Below are 18,583 nucleotides of genomic sequence, written 5' to 3'. Positions count from 1 at the left end.
TTCCAGCTCATGAATCCGCCGGCGAGCGGCCCGCAACGCAGCAGACTCGCTCGACGGCGTTCCCGGTCGCCGCCCGTTGTCGATGTCGTCCTGCCGCAACCACTTCGACAACGTGACGGGATGGATGCCGAGCTCCACCGCCGTCTGTTTGGCTTGCTTGCCGGCGCGGACCAGCGCGACGGCACGCGCTCGGAACTCCGGAGGATAGGGACGAGGCATGACTGCCAGCCTTCCGTGAAGGGCTGTCAGTTAGCCACCAGAACTGGAACCTGAGAGGTGGGGCAGGTCAACCTGTCACCCAACCCTGCACCAGACCGGTGGGCTCAGTTGTAGTGGTGCTCGGGCGGGGGCGTGCTCGTGCACGTCAGCGGCCCGTGTGCCGGCACGATCCGCTCCACGGAGCCGGGGTTCATATGGACGGAGGCCAGCTGCGCGGCGTTGAGGTAGCCGATGAACAGCTGCTTCCCGGCGGGCATCGCGGCCGGGGTGAAGGTGAACGTCACCTTGCCGTCACTGGCCCTGCTGCCCTTCATGACGTCGGTGACTCCGGGCCCGGACCCGCTGGGACTGAGCTTCCCGTCGTCGTGCGGTCCCTTGCAGAACACGCCCTCTTTGATCAGGACCGGGAACCCGGCGCTGCGCAGCGCCTGTTCCAGGCCCGCGTGGTCCCTGAAGTACGCGGCCTTGTCCCAGGTGACGACGAGCGTGCCGTCCGTCTTCGTGTCGATGGTGTACGCGGCCGTCTGGACGTGCACCGAGCCTGCCCCCGTGCTGTCGGCGGCCGACGGCGGAACCGTCGAAGGGTTGCTCAGCACGGGTACCGCGATCGCGAGAGCCACCGCGGACGCGGCGGTGGCCGTGCCGACCAGGCGGCGCCGGTGGCGGCGGGTCCTGCCTGCGGCTTCGATGCGCTCCACCGGCGTGGACATGGTGACGTCGTCGAGGGAATCCCTCAGCGCGTCGAGCACCTCGTGCTCGCTCATGGTCGGACCTCCTGGTCGTGGGTGGTGCCTTCGTGGGTGGTGCCGTCATCGGCGGTGACGAGTTGGGCGCGCAACGCCGAGACGGCTCGGGACAGATGAGCGGTGACGGTGCCCTCCGCGATCCCGAGCACCTTGGCGGTGGCCCTGGTGTCCAGATCGAGGAAGACCCGTAGGCCGATCACTTCCCGCTGCCGCTGCGGCAGTTGCCGCAACACGGCGAGGAGAGCGGGGTCAAGGCCTGGCTCGGCTTCCCGCCGGTCCGGCACCTCGGGCGGGCCGTCCTCCAGCCAGACCTCGTTGCGTTTGCGCCTCCACCACGACACCCGGACGTTCAGTGCCGTGCGCACGATCCACGCGCGCGGCGCCGGATGCCGGCTGACCTTCGGCCAGGACGCCCAGGCCCGGGTGAACGCCTCGGCCACCAGGTCCTCGGCGAGCTGCCGATCCCCCACGCTCACCAGCACCGCTCTCAGGCAGACGTCCCTGCCGCTCTGGTAGAACTCCCTGAACTCCAACTGCTCCACACCCCCTATACGCCGCAGGACCCCCACACACTTACCTCCCCCGCTGCGCGTCCTGGGTGCGGCAGCCGATCATCGCCGGCCCGCGCGAGCTTTTGGTGCGTCGCCGCTTCACGATGCGCGCTCACGGCCTGGGGCCGAGGACCATGATCCGGACCATCCCCGGGCCAACCGGCGACGCCTGAGCGTCCACAACCGTCATCTGCGCACGTCAGCGGCGCGCAGCCGCTGTACCACCAGCCGACGAAGAGCCTCCTGGTTCGCCGGTGGGCCGAGCCGCCCGGCTGAGGGAGTGCGGGCGCGGTAGTGACGAGTCTTCCGGCGGCCCATTCGCCAGATCGGCGATGGCACGGCACAGCTGAAGCCCCGTCACCGGGCAGGACGGCCCTGCCGTACCTCTCCCCATGGGGACGGCCAGCTGGCCCTGTCCGCGGAGTCGAGAGCGACCGCAGTCAGCCGCGGCACCAATGCCCACTACCCGTCGTCGGTACAGCTGGGCGGCGGCGGGGCCCCCTTGGCGCCGGCCCACCGCAGCCACACTGCATAGTCCTGAGCCACGCCAGTGAGCGGGTACTCCGAGATGGCAGACCGCATGGGCGTCTGCTGAGCGATGGTAAGGGAGTCCCGGGCGCACGACGGGCACGCTGTCACCGCGGAAGAGGTCGGCCACAACCGCCCGCCCCCACACGACGATTGAGAGCGGTGACCAAGCGGTCGGTTTGCCGGCCGGATTGTGGGCCCTCGCCAGCAGCGGCGGGCAGCAGGAACACCCGCCCCACCCCACGCCCCCGCCGCACAGGTTGAAGATCACGCTAGAGCAAGCGACGCCAATGCATGCCGTCGTCGGCGCTGCGGTACAGCTGTCCGCTGGGATTCGCGAGGACATTGAACTTGGTCGAGCCCAGCCAGACCACGCCGTCACCGACCGGGTCGATCCGGAAGACGTGCTGCTCTTCCGGCAGCGGAAGATCGTGGCGCTCCCACGGTCCCCCCGGATCGGCGGCGACGAAGACCTCCCGGCCGGACCCCGCCCAGAGCCGGCCGTCGGCACCGCAAGCCACCACGTGCGGCCACCGTGAAGGAACCGCGGGCTCTGGCAACCGGTACGGGCCGTCGAAACCACGCTCGCCGGAGCCGCGTTCCACATAGAGGTAGGTGCCCTCCCACGGCGGTCGCCGCTCCGATCCGGAATCGGACTGCACCCACAGCACCAACAGCAGGCCGCCGTCCCGACGCACCACAGAATCGAGCCGCACTCCCGGTTTTCCGCGCAGTCCCGTCGGCCGCGCCAGCACCTCCCGCTGCCAGCGGGCGCCGCCGTCCTCCGTCCGATACAGCAAATCCGCCCAGTCACCTTCGTAAGGCGCCATCAGCAATCCGTCGCACTCGGATTGGAAACTCAAGTTCATCGCCGACAGGCTGTCCGTACCCTCGCGACGCTGCCAGGTGACGCCGCCGTCAACGGTGCGCAGCAGGTCGAAGCGCCCCATCAAGCCCGCGCCATGGACATGGCGTTTAAGCCAGATCCACTCGGGCGTCTGAAAGTAGCTGCCGAAGGCGGGTGGCAGCGGAACAAGACGCCACGTGGCCCCGGCATCACGCGTGCCGGCCAGGAACGGGTCAGGCCCGATGAACGGATCATCAGGGCCATGCGGTTCGGGCCGATACCCGTTGATATCAGTACTCTGCGATACGGACAACGCAAAAGCGGCCTGCCTGCCGTCGAACACGTTCAGCCCACCGTAGAACAGGCCCTGCCACGCCAACTGCGGACGCCAGGTCGCCCCGGCGTCCTGCGTGAACAGCACCCGGCACCGCGCGGTCAGCCCGTCCCCGACGAACACCCATCCCGTGTCCGGCGAGGCGAACGCCGCATCCCCTACCGGGAACCCGGTCTCCGCATGCCGCGCCTCCGCCGCGGCCACCACCACTGGTGCACCCGCACCCGGCGTCGGCCGCCAGCCTGGCTCCTGCACTGATCCGCCTCCTGTCTGTGAAGCGGCGGCCGGGCCCGCGGAAAGGCCCGGCCGCCCAGTGTAGGGAATCGTCAAGCAACTAGGTCATAAAGATCCTTCGCTCCTTGTTCTATGCCGTTGACCACCGTCGCGGCGCCCGGGATCCCGGCTTCCTCGGCCAACTCGGCACCCCCGAAGAGCAATCCGCCGACGATTTCCTCGGGCAGCAGCGCTACCACCACAGCGGCGATCGCGAACGAGGCTCCCAGCGTGATCAGATCGCCCGCCCAATCCTCGGAGACCGCGCCCGGATCGGCTGGTCCCTGTGTAGGGGTAGCGGCCGGATCCTGCTTGGGCGTCTCCTTGTCGTTCTGCTTCGTCTGGGCTCCGGGCGTCACGGGCGGCTTGGTGGGCGCCCGGCGTCGCGGCGGCTTGATCGTGCGGTAGTAGATGATGCCGGTGTTGTCATAGGTCGCCGCGCGCTGGTCCGACGCCGCGTATTTGCCCCAATCGGATCCGGAGAAGATGGTCAGGATGGTTCCGTCCGGGTAGGTCATACTGTCCGGGAGGATGTCCGGGCCCGGCTGCACGTTCGGATAGCCGCCTGCCCGCAACGCGTAGAGGTAGCGCAGCATCTGGCTGAACCAGAGCTCTTGGCGCGGCGGCAGCTGCTTCGGTCCTTTCTTGGTGCCCACCCACGCGCCGCTGAGCTGGTCGGACGCGGGCTTGACCTCATAGAGGTAAGTGAATCCGGGCATTCCGACGACGATGTCCGGGTTCGCAGCCGGCTGGGTGGCGGCCACCTGCAACGGACCGCCGTGCAGCAGCTTCCGGTAGTTGGGGCAATCGGCGTAGACGTTGTCGTAGCCGTAGTTCGCGTCCAACTGCTTCAACGCCAATGCCTGAGCGGCATTGTGGTTGGGGTCGCTGCTGCAGGCACCGGACGGGTCACGGTAGTTGGTGGCCCGGTCCGCCACATAGGCGTACGGGCTCGCCGACGGCTCGCGGTCCGACTGGCCGACCGGGTCCACGCCGTTGAACCGTCCGGTGGACGGGTCGTAGGCACGAGCCACCGACGAGTATCGATTGCCCAGGGTGCTGTCCTGATATCCGCCCGCGAACTTGATCGGGTTGTCGACGGTCGGCACGACGCTCGCGGTGCCGTCGGTGCGGGCGTTGCCGAACGGGTCGTAGTCGTATTCGGCAGCCGTGGTACCGGACGGGGTGAGCACACTGGCGACGCCGTCGACGGTGTCGGGCGCATAGGAGTCAGTCGAACCGCCGGTGAGCAGGCCCACCGGGGTGAAGTCCGGCCCCTGCAGGAAGCCCTTGGTGGTGCTCGTGCCGCCGCTGGTGTCGGTCTCCAGGGCCAGCTGCGGCAGCCCGGCGTTCACGTCGGTCTGCCAGCTGCGGGTCTGGGCGCTGCTGGTCCCCGCATTGGTGGTGGCCGACAGTTGGAGGCCCTGCGCGTCGTAGGCGTAGTTGGTGGTGTTGCCGCCGACGGTGGCCGAAGACATGGTCCCGTCGAGGTTGTAGGTGAAGGTGTCGTTGCCTTCCTGCACCAGGTGGCCGGGCCTGTCGTACAGGTAGGTGGTCTGGGTGCTGCCGGATGGGGTGGTCGTGGTAGAGCTGTTGAGCTGGCTGGCCGAGTCATAGGTGTAGCTGGTGGTGCTGTTGCCGGCGCTGCCGGACAGGGTCTGCGACAGCCGGTTGCCCACGCCGTCGTAGGTGTAGGCGGTCTTCCCGGTCGGTGAGGTGCAGTCGGCGCCCACGCACGCGGCAGTCAGCCGGTCGAACGCGTCGTAGGTGTAGGCGACGTGCTGGCTGGCGGCGCCGCGGGTGGTGGTGATGCCGGTCGGGTTTCCGACCGGGTCGCGGGTCAGCTGGTAGCGGGCCACCGTGCCGGAATCGTCGTGGCTGTTCAGATCCGATATCCGGCCCGCACGGTCGTAGGTGCGGTCGGTCGTCAGGTGGTTCGCGGTCGGGTAGGTGGTTCGCGACAGACGCCCCGACGGGTCGTAGGAGAACCCGTAGGACGCGGCAGTACTGCCGGCCTGACCGCCCGAGACGGTCAATCCGGTCTGCTGGTCGGCCGCGTCGTACGTGCTCTCCAGGGTCGTGCCGTCCGGCCAGGTACGAGACGTAACGTTGCCGTCGGAGTCATACCCGTAGCTGAAACTCTGGCCGCCGCGGCTGACCGAGGTCAGCCGGCCGAGGCTGTCAAAGGTCTGATTCCGGACTCCGGACGGGTCGGCCAGGCTCGTCACGTCGTTGTCGGCGTCGAAACCCCAGTTGTGGACCAGGTTGCCGGCCTCGTTCTCACTGGTCAGCCGGTCCAGGGTGTCGTAGCTGTACGAGATGGTGGTGGCGCTGGCCGGGGTGTTGTAGGCGGGCAGCACCTTGGAGGCCAAGTTGCCCTCGGCGTCGTAGGTGAACAGGGTGTCGAAATTGATCGGGTTCTTGTAGTCGACGACGCGGCCGAGCTTGTCGTACGTGTACCGGGTGTTGCCGACCGCATCCGTGCGAGACACCACGTTGCCGACGTTGTCGTAGGAGTAGGTGGTGTCCGCCTTGGTGTTGCCGTCCGGCCCGATCACCGCCTGGATGGTGTTGTCATCAAGGTACTTGTAGGTGACCGCGTGCCCCTTGGCGTCGGTGGCGGCGGTGACCCGGTTGTTCGAGTCGTAGGTGAACGTGGTCTTGGCGCCGAGCTGGTCGGTGAGCGAGGCGAGGTTCCCAGCCGCGTCATAGCCGTAATCGGCCGTGTAATCCGCCGGGTTGGCGCCGGACGCGTTGCCGCGCGGGTCGACCGCGGTGGCCACCTTGCCGTCGTCGTTGTAGGTGAAGGTGGACACCCCGCCGGTGGGCGAGGTGGATTTGATGATGTTGCCGGCCGCGTCATAGACGTCGCTGAAGCCGCCGCCGGTGGGCGCGGTCATCGCGACCGGCCGGCCGTTGGCGTCATAGGTGTAGCTGCTCGTTCCGCCCTGCGGGTCGGCCACCGATGTGACATTGCCGTTGTTGTCGTAGGTGGTCGTGGTGGTGTTGCCCAGCGGGTCGATGCTGCTGGTGCCCCGGTTGAGCTGGTCGAAGCGGGTGTCCCTGGTGATGGTGCCGCCGCCCGGATACGGATGGCTGGTGCGCACCCGGTTCTCGTTGAAGTCGTAGGTGTAGGTGGTGGTGAAGTCGGCCGCGTTGGCGCCGGGAACGTTGCCTCCGGGTGAGGTGACCGTCGAGACGTTGCCTCGGCTGTCGTAGGTCATCGTGGTCTTGTCACCGACCGGGTCGGTGACCGACGCCTGCCGGCCCGCCGTCGTGTAGGTGTAGCTGGTGATACCGCCGTTGGGGTCGGTCGTCGTCGCGGTCCTGCCGAGCACGCTGTCGTAGGTGTACGACGACGAGTGGCTCAGCGGATCGGCGGTGCCCGTCACCTCGCCGCGGCTGTTGTAGCTGGTGGTGCTGGGATGCGCTTTACGCGGCGCCAGCACCGACGTCACCCGGTCCAGGTTGTCGTAGCCGTAGGTGGTGGTGAAATTCAGCGCGGTGGCGCCGGACAGGTTGCCCCGCGGGTCGACCGCGGTGAGCATGCGGCCCGACGCGTCGTAGGTGTAGGTGCTCTTCTCCCCCATAGGCGTGGTCTGCGAGATCAGGTTGCCCGAGGAGTCGTAGGCCAGACCGGTGGTCTTGCCCCGCGGATCGGTCATCGAGGTGACCAAGCCGCGGCTGTCGTAGGTGAAGGTGGTGTCGTCTCCGGCGGGCGCCACGACCGAGGACAGCTCGTCGAGCGACGTGTAGCCGAACCGCGAGGTGTGGCCCAGCGCGTCGGTGTGCGTCGTGAGGTTGTTGCTCGCGTCGTAGGTGTTGGACACCTGGAAGTCGAACGGGTCCGCCGCGGTCATCGAGGTCAGATTGCTCGACGCGTCGTATGCCTTGATGGTCTGGTTGCCCTCGGGGTCGACGAACAGATCAGCGTTGATCTCGTTGTCGTAGCGCTGATTGGCGGTGTCGCCGTTGCCGTTCTGCGAGTACACCCACGAATTGCCGCGGTACCCGTCGTAGTAGGGCACCCCGTCCGGATCCGTGGTGGTCGACTCCTGGTTGGTGGCGTCCCAGGCGAAGGTGGTCGCCGCACCGGACGCGTCGACCTGCTTGACCACTCGGTTGCCCGAGTAGGTGTTGGTCAGCTGGGTCACCCCTGTCGGGTCGACGAGGGTGGTCAACAGACCGTTGGTGTAGCCGAACGTCCAGGTGTTGCCGGCGGCGTCGGTGGCCGCGGTGAGCAGGTTGCCGGTGTAGGTGAAGCTGACCTTCCGCCTGTCCGGCAGGGTCAGGCTGGTCAGCAGCCCGGAGCTGTTCAAGGCGCCGGTGACGACCCGGCCCGCTGCGTCGGTGAGGGTGATCGCCGACGACGTGTAGGCGAGCTTCACGCCGTTGCCGTGGGTGTCGAGAACGGAGACGAGCCGACCTGTGGTGTCGAACGTGTAAGAGGTCTGATCCGGGGTGACGAGCTTCCAGCCGCCGCCGGAGACCGCGCTCAGATTGGCCCGCACACCCACCGGCCGGTTGTAGGCCGCACCGGATCCTGCGGTGTAGACGGCCTGCGCGCCGTCTTCGGCCCGGACCGTCACCGAGGTCTGGCCCGAAGCCGGCGGGATCACCTTGATGTCATAGCTCCACGACCAGCCGATGCCCATCGACCCCGCGGTCGTGTTGTCTGAGGCGTAGGTGCGGGCGGCGTCGAACGTCGCGCCGAAGCCGGCCAACCGCAGATCGTCCGCGGACATCGAGAACGCGCCGGTCGCGGTGTTCACCCCCGAGCCGCGCACCACCTGACCGCCGCCGGTCGGGAACAGCACATCGGCACAGCTGCAGCCGGCGACCTGAGCGCTGGGCAACGGCGGCGGATCAGCCACCGTGCGCGCCGACGCCTGCGCCGACGCCGCCGACAACGCCGTCGTCCCATCGGTGAACGTCACTGTGATCGTCACGTAGTACTGGTGGCCGCCCGTGAGCGCCCAGCCGTCCGCGGAACCGAAACTACGGCAGTACTGCGCCGGCACCTGGCACAACGCCGCATCCGACGGCTTCAGCGCCACCGAGTCCTGCGCCGCGCCCGTCGACGGGTCATACACCGTCGCCTTCCACGACTGCCAACTCGAAATCCCCGGCGCGGTGGCGCCGAAATACAGCACCAGCGACGTGTCGTTGAAATCAAACCCCGACCGTAAGACCAGGTTCGTGGCGCCGCCCGCCGTTGCCGCCGTCACTGCCGGCTTCACCGCCGTCACCGCCGGCTTGGGTGCCACCGGCTTGGGTGCCGCCGCCAACTGCTGCGCCGACAGCTTGTACTGCTTGCCGGCCGCCTTGATCCCCGGCGGCACCACCGGAGGACGCGTCCCCTTCGGATACCCATGATGAGCCGTCGCGCTGGCCGCCAGCGCCTTGCTGACCGGCCCACGACCGGCGGGTGCAGCCGGCGTCTTGCTCCGCGCCGGATGGCTCCTGCTCTGCGCCGGGTGGCTGGAGCGGGCCGCGGCCAAGGCGCGCACCGGAGTGGCAAGCTGCACCACGAGCACGAGCGCCGTCGCGAGCGCCAGTGCCAGTGCCAGTGCCAGAAAAGGGATTGCGCTCGTCCTCACGCGATACTCCCGGAGACGGGAGCCGCTATCGGATCTTTGATTCACCGGCAAAGTCCATCGGAAATACTGACCCATCGACGCAACCTCCGAGATCGCCAAGCGAAGCTTCCGACTGGTGGTTCCGCCCTTTATTGCGCAAAGGATCTTCAATGTGTTACGCACCCGCCGCGGCCAGCGGAAAGCCGGCGGGCGGATTCGTGTTCGGCTTCAGTCGTGACGCACGGTTCGTGCCAAGCTGCCGAGGCCGCATTGCGGGGCAGGGCCTGGCGTTGGTCAGCGCTTTCGGTGCCTTTGCGTTCGTACCGGACGGTGCGGTGACCGCCCTGGCCCGGGGCGGCGTCGCCGGCCAGGGCCCAGAAAGAAGCCGTTGCCCGAGCAGCGACGGAGCAGACGGGTCAGGGAGGCGCCCGGGCCGCCGCCGGTGCCGCCGGCACCGAGCGCGCCGTTCCCACCGCCCCGGGCCGTTCGGACTCCGATTCAGCCAGCGCCGGAACTCCCGCTGACACTCGCCTCCCCGGGCCCCTGCCGCTGCTGCGGTGGGGACATCGGCGTTCCCGAACCGGTAGCGGCCCTACGCGGCTCCTTCTCAACGTGCGCCAGCGCTCGCACGGCCAAGACGATGACTCCGATCGGGAACACAAGTGCAAGCCATGCCGCCGGATACGCGACGGCTTTGGGCATCGACTCCCAGTGCGAGAGGGATCGCCCTGCTGCCCAGGAGGACGCCGCTGCGGCTGAACCGCACAGCGTCAAGCTACCCCAGGCCGCGATCTTGACCCGCCTGGTTATGCGCTTGATGTCCTCCGAAGCCCCCTGGGCACCCTTCGCTGATCGCGCGTAGAGCCGTCTCCATCGCGCATGCACAAGCGCTATGACCATCCCTGCAATGCCGACCGCGTACATCGCCTTGTTCGAATGGGCATGGCTCCCCGGCAACGTCCCGTCGAGGAAGCCGTTTGATGACACAACCAGCATCAGGATCACGAAGAGCGAGGCGAAGACGACGACTCTCCGGAAGAAGGTGAGGACTCCGTCATGGTGTCGGTCGAAGGCTAAGACGACCCAACTCAGCGCGACCATCACGATCACGGCGCTCACGGCCAGGGCAGCACCGTTGATCACGGACTCGGTCTGCGCTCGACGGCACACCTGCTCCCCGCGAACCACTCCGTCGAGGTATGCGACGATCGCCAGCCCGAAGAACGCAGACAGGAGCAACTGCAGTGCCATGCCTGCCTCGGCGCCGCCGTTGTGGCTGTCGATCTTCTCGCGGTTGGTGAGGATCACGATGATGCTGGCGAAGACGAAGCCGGTGAAGAGGCCGGCGAAGGTTGACGTGGACTGCGCTGCGACGATCGGATTCCAGTCCACGGTGTGAACACAGTCATCCAAGCCTGGCATCTGTTGGACCGACGGGCTCATGGTCCCCCCCACGAGTGCAACGAACAGTGGGTGAAGTGTGACGTGGCCCGGCGCCCGACGAGACGGGAACCACCACAGATACGTCACCAAGGACACGGACGCGCTGCGCACTGGCGTAGTGCGCGGCAGGATGGCGCGGGGAGCGTCCTCGAGTTCATAGCCGCCCCATCGTCGTCCTGGTGATTCCCGCCGCGTCTAGCCGGTGAGTGAGGAGACCCCCGGAGGTCGGAAGGTGGCTTGCTGAATACGCAGCAACCCGCCTCACCCGTTGCGGACAACGCCCCCACCCGCATATCTCCGCCACCTGGCCCGCCGCCTTGAGTTGACCAGGCCCGGTGCCTGACCTGGGCGTTCACCGGGTCGGGCACCGGCCCGGACCGGTCAGCGTCGACGCGGCGCGGTGCCCGGTATTCTCCCGGTATCTCCCACCGGCATCCCACCTCTGACCGGCTGTCCCGGGGCATTTCCGGCGTCTGCGGGGACGTACGTGATGGTCGCATCAAAAAATGAGTGAGTTCGCTGGGAACCTTTGGTCGAGTGCCGGACACATACGGTGCATGGAACTGAACGGCGCTGGGCCTGGCACACCCGTGGGAGGGATCTCCGACGGGGAGTTGTGGGCGCGGGCGGTGCACGGCGACGGGGAGGCGTCCGGCCGGATCTTCGACCGTCATGCGAAGACCGACTCGGCCATCCCGGCGCGAGCTGGGTACGACGTTGCAGGGGAGACGGCCTTGAGCGAGCCCACCCACGGTCACCAGGGCCACCGCACCGCGCGGCGTCGTTCCGGCGCGCACAACGGCCGGTCCAGCGCACCGGGGGCCGCCCCGGACCACGCGGACGGGGCGGCCCCCGGGAGCGGGTCGCAACAAGCGCCGGGCGGGCGGGCCGCAGCGCGTCGAGCGGCACGCGGCGGGGGGAAGCGGCGCGGCCGGCGGGCGCTGAAGATCGCGGGCCTGGCCATGGGCTTCGTGCTGCTGGCGACGGGCGGCGCGGCCGCCTACACCTACTGGAAGCTCAACAGCAACATCAAGTCCGACGACCTGTCGGCCAACGGCAAGGACGGCGCCGGCCACGAGAAGCCGGACGCCTTCGGGCGCACGCCCATCAACATCCTGGTCATCGGATCCGACGGCCGCACCAGCACCAAGGACTGCAAGCTCGGCGGTGCCTGCAAACAGGCCGGCGGGCAGCGGGCGGACGTGGAGATGGTCGTCCACATATCCGCCGACCGCTCCAACGCGACGGTGATGAGCGTGCCCCGCGACCTGCGCGCGAACTGGAGCGGCTGCCACGACGACGGCCACCAGGCCATGGGGCCGCAGCACAACACGATGATCAACGCGGCGCTCGCTGGCGGCCCCGGCTGCAGCGTGGTCGCCGTCCACGAGCTGACCGGAATACCCATCGACCACTTCATGATGGTCGACTTCTCCGGCGTGGTGGACATGTCGAACGCGGTCGGCGGCGTCAGGGTGTGCGTCGACGCCGACGTCTACGACCCCTACAGCCACCTCAAGCTCAAGAAGGGCTCGCACGTCCTTCAGGGCACCGCGGCGCTGGAGTTCCTGCGCACCAGGCACGGCTTCGGGGACTCCAGCGACAGCCGTGGCCGCACTGGGGGCCAGCACGTCTTCCTCACCGCGCTGCTGAACAAGCTCAAGGACGACGGGACGCTCACCAGCCCCACCAAGTTGTGGAAGGTCGCGAACGCGGCTACCAAGCTGACCGTGGACAAGTCACTGCGGCCCATCGCCAGGCTGATCGGGCTCGGCACGGACCTGAACAAGGTCCCCACCAGCCGCGTCAGGTTCGTCACGCTCCAGACCGCCGACACGAAAGTCAACGGTGTCTGGCAGACGCACCTGGTGCAGCCGGGCGCGTCGGCGCTGTTCCGGACGATCGCCGACGACCAGTCGTTGACCACCGCGAGCGGCGGGGAATCCACCGCATCCCCGTCTGCCCCGACCTCCGCGACGCCCACCGTGCAGCCGACCTCGATCGCCGTCCAGGTGCGCAACGGCGCAGCCGTCGACGGCCGGCTGGTCGGCAAGCGCGCCACGGTGGTGGCGGGCGCACTCATCGACCGGGGCTTCAGCAAGCAGACCTCCGCCGTCACGGGTACGGCGACGGCCACCACCTCCCTGACCTACCCCGTCGGGCAGTCGCCGCAGGCACAGGCCGTCGCTCAGGCGCTGGGCATACCCGCCAAGGACCTCAGGCAGAGCGCGTCGGCGACGGGCATTGTCCTGGTCGTGGGCTCCGACTGGGCGTCCGGCGCGACCTTCCCCGGCGCGAAGACGGACGCCTCCGACGCGCAGCGCACGTCCGCCCTCGACGGCACCAACTCGCAACTGGGCAGCGACAAGGGCACCTGCGCGAAGGTCAGCAAGTTCGACGACGTGATCGGCGTCGACGCCAACGGCCGCGTCACGACGGCTGAGAACCCGCCGCACTCCACGTCACCGACCCACGCCTACGCCATCTCATCCAATGTGAAGGACTCAGCGCCCTAGTCACGGCGGTCGGGCGAGACGCCGCTCGCATCCCACCCCAGCTCAACCGTGCTGCTCCTACCAGCGCATGCCCAGCTCGGTCTGAGCGGGTAGCGGATCGTGTTGGAGCGCGCTGAAGGCCACTCCGCCGCCGTGTGCCGCGGCTACCTGCGCTTCTTCGCCACCCGGTCCACCGCCGAGCAGTGGACCGGGTGGCAGGCAGACCTCAGCGGCGCCGTCCTGGACCAGGTCGAAGCCGAGCGGCTGGGTGCGGAAATCTTCAGCCCGCTGCTGACCGCCCCTGCCCAGTAGCCCAGGAGACCGAGCAGGCGGTTGCAGAGAGCTGCGGTTGTCACGCTGAGCTACTTGTCGCTTTCGGCATGACACCGGGCGGCTCAGCGGTGTGTCGCCTCGCGGTAGCCGGTTAGGGGGCCACGCGCCGCAGGGTCTGCTCGAACGTCGCGGCTCCCTTGGCGGCGCGGTTGTACGGGAGCTTGCCCAGGATCGCGGCCATGCCGCAGGCGTTGGTCACGCCGGAGAAGAGGAGGCCCGCGCCGATCGCGCCGGAGAGCCAGTGGGCGGGTGACCAGGTCAGACCGGCGACGGAGCCGACCAGGACCAGCGAGCCGGCGGCGAGGCGGACCTGGCGGTCCATGGGCCAGATGTTGCGGGCGCCGACCGGATGCTCGACCGGGTTCCCGGCGGCGGCCCACGCGCTGGTGCCGCCTTCCAGGGTGGCGGCCTCTATGCCGAGGGAGCCCAGCTGCGCGCAGCCCTTGGCGGAGCGGGCGCCGGAGGCGCACACCATCAGCAGGGGCGCGCGGCGGGCGGCGGCGCGCAGGGCGTCGGCGGCCTCGTTCAGACGGTCGAGGGGGATGTTGTGGGCGCCGGGCAGGTGGCCGCTGGCGTACTCGCCGGGGCTGCGGACGTCGACGACGGTGGACTCACTGAGGCGCGCGATGGCCTGGGCGGGGGTCAGTGTGGTGGTGGTCACGAAAGCGGATGCCTTTCTGGGCGGGTCACCCCCACGGTAAGATACCCGCGGGGGTATTTGAGGAGGATGGTGTGCAACTCGACATGAGCGCTGAAGAACTCAAGTCGGCGCTGAACCGGTTGCGGCGGGCGCAGGGTCAGCTGGCTGGTGTGATCAAGATGATCGAGGAGGGCCGGGACTGCGAGGACGTCGTCACGCAGTTGTCTGCGGTCTCGAAGGCGCTGGACCGGGCCGGGTTCTCGATCATCGCGACGGGCCTGCAGCAGTGCATGACCAGTGAGGACCCGGAGGTCCGGGATTCCGCGCAGATGCGGGCCCGGCTGGAGAAGCTGTTCTTGTCGCTTGCCTAGCGGTGGGTGCTGACGCCCGGTGGGGCCTGCTGTGGGCGTCCGTTGCGCGGGCGTCCGTAGCAGGCCTCAGGTGCGTTTCACGCCATGGCGCCGATCGCCATCGCAGCGGCCACCGTCAGCAGCAGGGTGCCGAACACGCGCTGCAGGGCGGCGGGGGCGATCTTGGCGCTGAGCCGTTTGCCGTCCCAGGCACCCAGCACGGCGGTCGCCATGAAGGGCAGGATCAGGGCCCAGTCCAGTTGGACGTCGGTGGTCGCACGGGCCGCGAGGGCGACCAGCGCGTTGGCGATGATGACCAGCAGGCTCGTGCCGACGGCCGCACTCATCGGCACGGCCAGCACGGCCACCAGCGCGGGCACGGCGAGGAAGCCTCCGCCGACCCCCAGAAGGCCGGTCACCGCCCCCAGTCCGGCCCCGGCGCCCGTCGCCCGTGGGGCGGAGACCGTCGCGCTCTGCGCCGGTGTGCGGCGGCGCAGCATCCGCAGGCCGGCCAGTACGGCCAGGGCCGCGAAGGCCAGGGTCAGCATGGTGGCGGGAATGCGGGCGGACAGGATGCCGGCGACGGCGGCGGGCGGCAGCCCGGCCGCGGCGAACAGCAGCCCGGCCCGCCAGCGCACGGCCCCGGCGCGGGTGTGGGCTACCAGTGCGGTCAGCGAGGTGACGATCACGATGATCAGGCTGGCGGTGGTGGCTTCGGCCGGGCTGAAGCCGAGCAGGTAGATCAGGGCGGGGACGGTGATGATGCTGCCGCCTGCCCCGAGCGAGCCCAGTGCCAGACCGACCAGCGCCCCGGCGAGCAGGGCGAGGAGGACCGCGGTCATATGACGGTGCCCGCCGCTCCGTCGGCGTCGTGTACGGGCAGCCCGAGGGCGGCCCAGTCGCGCATGCCGCCCAGGACGTCGACCGCCGCTACACCGCGCTCGGTGAGCAGGCGTGCGGCCTGCTGGGAGCGGTTGCCGGAGCGGCAGATCAGCATCAGGCTACGGCCGTCTCCGGGGCCGGGCAGGCCCTCGCCCTGGGCGAGACGTGACAGCGGCAAGAATGTGGCGCCGGGTGCGTGACCGGCCCGGAACTCGGTTTCCTCGCGGACGTCGATGAGCAGCGCCGAACCGTCCTCGACGGCTCGATGGGCCTGCGCTGGTGTGATGCGGCCGGGGCCGCTCTGGGGCTGGGGCATGATGTGTCCTCTGGTGCCTCTGGCCCCGGGCCGGCCCGAGCGGCCGGCGGGGTCAGATGGTGCGGTCAGTGCTGGGCGGGCGTGACGAGGGTGAGACCGGCGTCGGCGGCCGCGTCGTAGCCGTCGTCGACGGCCACGACGTCACGTCCGGCGGAGTCGAGGACGGACGCGGCGATCGCCGCGCGCATGCCGCCCGCGCAGTGCACCCACACGGTCCCGGCGGGCACTTCGTCCATTCGCTGGTGGATCTGGTGGATCGGGATGTGCACGCTGCCCTCGATCCACCCCGGCGACCGCTCGCCGTCCCGGCGGACGTCCAGGATCACCAGTTCCGCGCCCCGCTTACGGGCGGCGGCCAGGTCGGCGAACGTGGCTCGTGGGAAGGAGGCGAGCGGCGTCTCGCCGGTCCACTCCGCCGGCGAGCCGACGGCCCCAGCGGCCAGACGGTCGATGCCCACCCGGGCGAGCTCGCGCTGGGCCCGGGTGATGTCGTCGGCAGTCTCCGCGAGCAGGACGACCGGTTTGCCCCACGGCATCATCCACGCGAGGTAGGTGGCCAGCTGACCGTCGACCTCGAAGTTGAACGAGCCCGCGACGTGTCCTTCCGAGAACGCGACACGGTTGCGCAGGTCGACGACCCACTCACCGGCGGCCAGGCGACGCGCGATCTCCTCGGCGTCGGCCCTTTGCGGCGCGGTCAGGTCCACCGGAGCAGGGCCGGCTGAGTTGGCTGGGCCCATATGCGCGTAGTAGGCCGGGACGTCGTCCAGGCCGGCCAGCAGCTCCTTGACGAACGTCTCCACGTCCTTCAGCAGCGCAGGGTTGGATGTCTTCTCCGCGCCGATGGTGCTGTGGTCGCTCTCGGCCTGGGCGGCGGAGCAGAAGCTGCCGAACCCGTGCGTTGGCATCACCGCCACCTCGTCGGCCAGCTCAGTGGCGAGGAGGTGGGCGGAGGCGTGCTGGGCCCGGGCCAGCTGCTCGGTGAGCCGCGGTTCCACCAGGTCGGGGCGACCGACGCTGCCGATCAGCAGCGAGCCGCCGGTGAACGCGGCGACGGCCCGACTGCCCTCCTCCAGTACGTAGGAGGTGTGGTGCGGGGTGTGACCGGGAGTGGCCACGGCCCGCAGCACCAGGCCCTCGTCGATCGTCTCCCTGTCGCCGTCCGCCACCAGGACACGGGCGTAGGCGACCGAGGCCCCGGCGGGCACCAGGTAGCGGGCGCCGGTCAGCCGGGCCAGTTCCAGGCCGCCGGTCACGTAGTCGTTGTGCACGTGCGTCTCGGCGACCGCCACGATCCTCACCCCGCGCCGAGCCGCTGCCGCGATCACCCGGTCGATGTCTCGCGGCGGATCCACCACGACCGCCGCCTGGCCGCCGCCGGCCAGGTAGCTGCGGTTGCCCAGACCTTCGGTCTCCAGGATGTCGGCAAAGAACACGGCACTCTCCCTCACACGATAATTACCCCCCGGGGTATCTCGGCCTCAACCGTAGCAGAGATACCCGGGGGGGTATCCTGGAGGAGTGAGCGGCCTGTTTCACCTGGGCGGATCACACGCCCGGCCCATCGGTCTGCCCGGCCCCTCCCACCGACGGGACCGCTGAAGCCCGGGCCGCCTGGAGTGCCACTGAGCGGAAAGGGACCTGCACCACATGACGATCCCGAAGTACGGCCTGTCTGACGCACAGCGCCGGCACTGGCAGCACACCTATGCCGCCCACCCCGGCATGTACGGAGACCAGCCGTCCGCCCCGGCCGTCCACGCCGCAAAGACGTTCCACGCGGCCGGAGCCAAGAACGCCCTCGAGCTCGGCGCCGGACATGGCCGCGACACCCTGTTCCTCGCCCGGTCCGGCTTCACCGTCCAGGCCGCCGACTTCTCCGCCACCGCCCTGGAGCAACTGCACGAACACGCTCAGGAGCAACGCCTGGCGGAGCAGATCACCACGATCCTGTACGACGTCCGTGAGCCGCTCCCCCTCGCGGACGCCTCGGTGGACGCGGTCTTCGCCCACATGCTGCTGTGCATGGCCCTCACCACCGAGGAGATCCGCGCCCTGGTCAGCGAGGTACGCCGCGTCCTGCGGCCCGGCGGCAGCTTCGTCTACACCGTGCGGCACACCGGCGACGCCCACTACGGCACCGGCACCGCCCACGGCGACGACATCCACGAGCACGGCGGCTTCGCCGTGCACTTCTTCCCACGCGAACTGGTCGACTCCCTGGCCGAAGGCTGGACACTCCAGGAGATCCATCCCTTCGAGGAAGGCGAGCTGCCCCGCCGCTTGTGGCGCGTCACCCAATGCCTGCCGAGATGACCGAAGCGAAACGAGGCCAAGTGGGTTACAGAGCGCTACATGTCACTTCGCCGTGGCTGTGCGAGAGCAGGGCCGTCTTCCACGTCTTCGCCGCCCTCGCGGAGTGCACCCGCGAACTCATCGTCGTCGGCACCAACGAGGGCCTGACCGCCGCACACGACCTCCGGCCCGACCCCGGCCGCTCGATCACCGGACTCGCGCTGACGACACCCCGCCGCTGCCCATGGGAGGCGCGGCGGCGGGGCCGCTTGAGCGGCCGGCCTGGGGCCGGCCACCCGCGGAGTGGTTCAGCGGTGGTGGCGATAGCCCCAGGACTTGGTGTCGGCGGTGCGGCTGTGGTTGTCGCGCGGCGTTGCCGTGTCGTGGTCGTTGTTCCACGGGCCCGGCCATCTGTGCAAGGGCACGACTGCCGCGGGCCGCTTACACGGCCCGCGCGTCGTGGTCGTTTGCCTGACTGGCGGTGGGCACCGGGAGGCGACTCCGGGCTCCGCGTGACCCGGCGCAGCGTTCAGTACTGCTCGGTCTCCACGAAGCCCTCATCGCCGTCGTCGTCCGCGCCGAAGGCGTCGGCCGCGGCGGTCGGGTCGAATCCGGGCGGGCTGTCCTTGAAGCCCAGGCCCATGCCGGCCAGCTTCACCTTGACCTCGTCGATCGACTTCGCACCGAAGTTGCGGATGTCGAGCAGGTCGGCCTCGGAACGGGCGACGAGCTCACCCACGGAGTGGATGCCC

15 protein-coding genes are annotated in these 18,583 nt (G+C 69.3%); 4 read left to right on the top strand and 11 right to left on the bottom strand.

Annotated features, from left to right (window positions below):
* From BMW99_RS37445 to BMW99_RS37420, 6 genes are all read right to left on the bottom strand, one after another.
* On the bottom strand, positions 1 to 219 hold a 219-nt coding region (locus BMW99_RS37445), incomplete at its 3' end, for a transposase (RefSeq protein ID WP_075018350.1).
* Between the two features lie 104 nt (positions 220 to 323).
* Positions 324 to 983, bottom strand: coding sequence for a hypothetical protein (locus tag BMW99_RS37440; protein WP_069464886.1), 660 nt, complete (start codon positions 981 to 983; stop codon positions 324 to 326).
* Positions 980 to 1,507: a SigE family RNA polymerase sigma factor gene (locus BMW99_RS37435; protein ID WP_069464885.1), complete on the bottom strand. Its 528-nt coding sequence runs from the start codon at positions 1,505 to 1,507 to the stop codon at positions 980 to 982. Before BMW99_RS37435 ends, BMW99_RS37440 begins: the two co-directional genes overlap by 4 nt.
* A gap of 809 nt (positions 1,508 to 2,316) precedes the next feature.
* Positions 2,317 to 3,435, bottom strand: coding sequence for a beta propeller repeat protein (locus BMW99_RS37430; RefSeq protein WP_069464884.1), 1,119 nt, complete (start codon positions 3,433 to 3,435; stop codon positions 2,317 to 2,319).
* 116 nt (positions 3,436 to 3,551) lie between these two features.
* The gene (locus BMW99_RS37425; protein WP_141726236.1) at positions 3,552 to 9,098 is read right to left on the bottom strand and encodes an RHS repeat-associated core domain-containing protein; all 5,547 of its coding nucleotides are present in this window, start codon (positions 9,096 to 9,098) and stop codon (positions 3,552 to 3,554) included.
* Between the two features lie 477 nt (positions 9,099 to 9,575).
* Positions 9,576 to 10,469, bottom strand: a complete 894-nt coding sequence (locus tag BMW99_RS37420) for a hypothetical protein (RefSeq protein WP_141726235.1) — start codon at positions 10,467 to 10,469, stop codon at positions 9,576 to 9,578.
* Between the two features lie 785 nt (positions 10,470 to 11,254).
* On the opposite strand from BMW99_RS37420, the gene BMW99_RS37415 reads away from it, so the two are divergent.
* Complete coding sequence (locus BMW99_RS37415; RefSeq protein ID WP_245791785.1) at positions 11,255 to 13,036, top strand: LCP family protein; 1,782 nt, start codon at positions 11,255 to 11,257, stop codon at positions 13,034 to 13,036.
* Between the two features lie 99 nt (positions 13,037 to 13,135).
* The gene (gene merB / locus BMW99_RS37410) at positions 13,136 to 13,327 is read left to right on the top strand and encodes an organomercurial lyase (RefSeq protein ID WP_176735489.1); all 192 of its coding nucleotides are present in this window, start codon (positions 13,136 to 13,138) and stop codon (positions 13,325 to 13,327) included.
* A 112-nt stretch (positions 13,328 to 13,439) separates the two neighbouring features.
* On the opposite strand, the gene BMW99_RS37405 is transcribed toward merB, so the two are convergent.
* Complete coding sequence (locus BMW99_RS37405; RefSeq protein ID WP_069463722.1) at positions 13,440 to 14,009, bottom strand: rhodanese-like domain-containing protein; 570 nt, start codon at positions 14,007 to 14,009, stop codon at positions 13,440 to 13,442.
* 71 nt (positions 14,010 to 14,080) lie between these two features.
* Between BMW99_RS37405 and BMW99_RS37400 the strand changes: the two genes are divergently transcribed.
* Positions 14,081 to 14,359, top strand: coding sequence for a metal-sensitive transcriptional regulator (locus BMW99_RS37400; RefSeq protein WP_019548565.1), 279 nt, complete (start codon positions 14,081 to 14,083; stop codon positions 14,357 to 14,359).
* 77 nt (positions 14,360 to 14,436) lie between these two features.
* On the opposite strand, the gene BMW99_RS37395 is transcribed toward BMW99_RS37400, so the two are convergent.
* The 3 genes from BMW99_RS37395 to BMW99_RS37385 all read right to left on the bottom strand — a co-directional run bounded on the left by BMW99_RS37395 (position 14,437) and on the right by BMW99_RS37385 (position 16,972).
* Positions 14,437 to 15,180: a sulfite exporter TauE/SafE family protein gene (locus BMW99_RS37395; RefSeq protein WP_069463721.1), complete on the bottom strand. Its 744-nt coding sequence runs from the start codon at positions 15,178 to 15,180 to the stop codon at positions 14,437 to 14,439.
* Complete coding sequence (locus BMW99_RS37390; protein WP_069463720.1) at positions 15,177 to 15,536, bottom strand: rhodanese-like domain-containing protein; 360 nt, start codon at positions 15,534 to 15,536, stop codon at positions 15,177 to 15,179. Before BMW99_RS37390 ends, BMW99_RS37395 begins: the two co-directional genes overlap by 4 nt.
* Before the next feature lie 65 nt (positions 15,537 to 15,601).
* Positions 15,602 to 16,972 carry an MBL fold metallo-hydrolase gene (locus BMW99_RS37385; protein WP_069463719.1) on the bottom strand — a complete coding sequence of 457 codons (1,371 nt, stop codon included), beginning with the start codon at positions 16,970 to 16,972 and terminating at the stop codon, positions 15,602 to 15,604.
* A gap of 214 nt (positions 16,973 to 17,186) precedes the next feature.
* On the opposite strand from BMW99_RS37385, the gene BMW99_RS37380 reads away from it, so the two are divergent.
* A complete protein-coding gene (locus BMW99_RS37380; RefSeq protein WP_069463718.1) occupies positions 17,187 to 17,852 on the top strand; it encodes a class I SAM-dependent methyltransferase in 666 nt (221 codons plus the stop codon).
* Positions 17,853 to 18,360: 508 nt separating this feature from the next.
* Here BMW99_RS37380 and BMW99_RS37375 read toward each other — a convergent pair.
* On the bottom strand, positions 18,361 to 18,583 hold a 223-nt coding region (locus BMW99_RS37375; protein WP_322900222.1), incomplete at its 5' end, for a DNA-directed RNA polymerase subunit alpha C-terminal domain-containing protein.

The organism is Actinacidiphila rubida (assembly GCF_900110255.1).
Taxonomy (GTDB): Bacteria; Actinomycetota; Actinomycetes; order Streptomycetales; family Streptomycetaceae; genus Actinacidiphila; species Actinacidiphila rubida.
This window is presented reverse-complemented; position numbering and strand designations above follow the sequence as displayed.

What these genes read in the sequence shown, in the direction of transcription:
- BMW99_RS37380 (WP_069463718.1), top strand. Translation starts at nt 17,187, where the DNA reads ATGACGATCCCGAAGTACGGCCTGTCTGACGCACAGCGCCGGCACTGG.
- BMW99_RS37390 (WP_069463720.1), bottom strand. Translation starts at nt 15,536, where the DNA reads ATGCCCCAGCCCCAGAGCGGCCCCGGCCGCATCACACCAGCGCAGGCC.
- BMW99_RS37395 (WP_069463721.1), bottom strand. Translation starts at nt 15,180, where the DNA reads ATGACCGCGGTCCTCCTCGCCCTGCTCGCCGGGGCGCTGGTCGGTCTG.
- BMW99_RS37440 (WP_069464886.1), bottom strand. Translation starts at nt 983, where the DNA reads ATGAGCGAGCACGAGGTGCTCGACGCGCTGAGGGATTCCCTCGACGAC.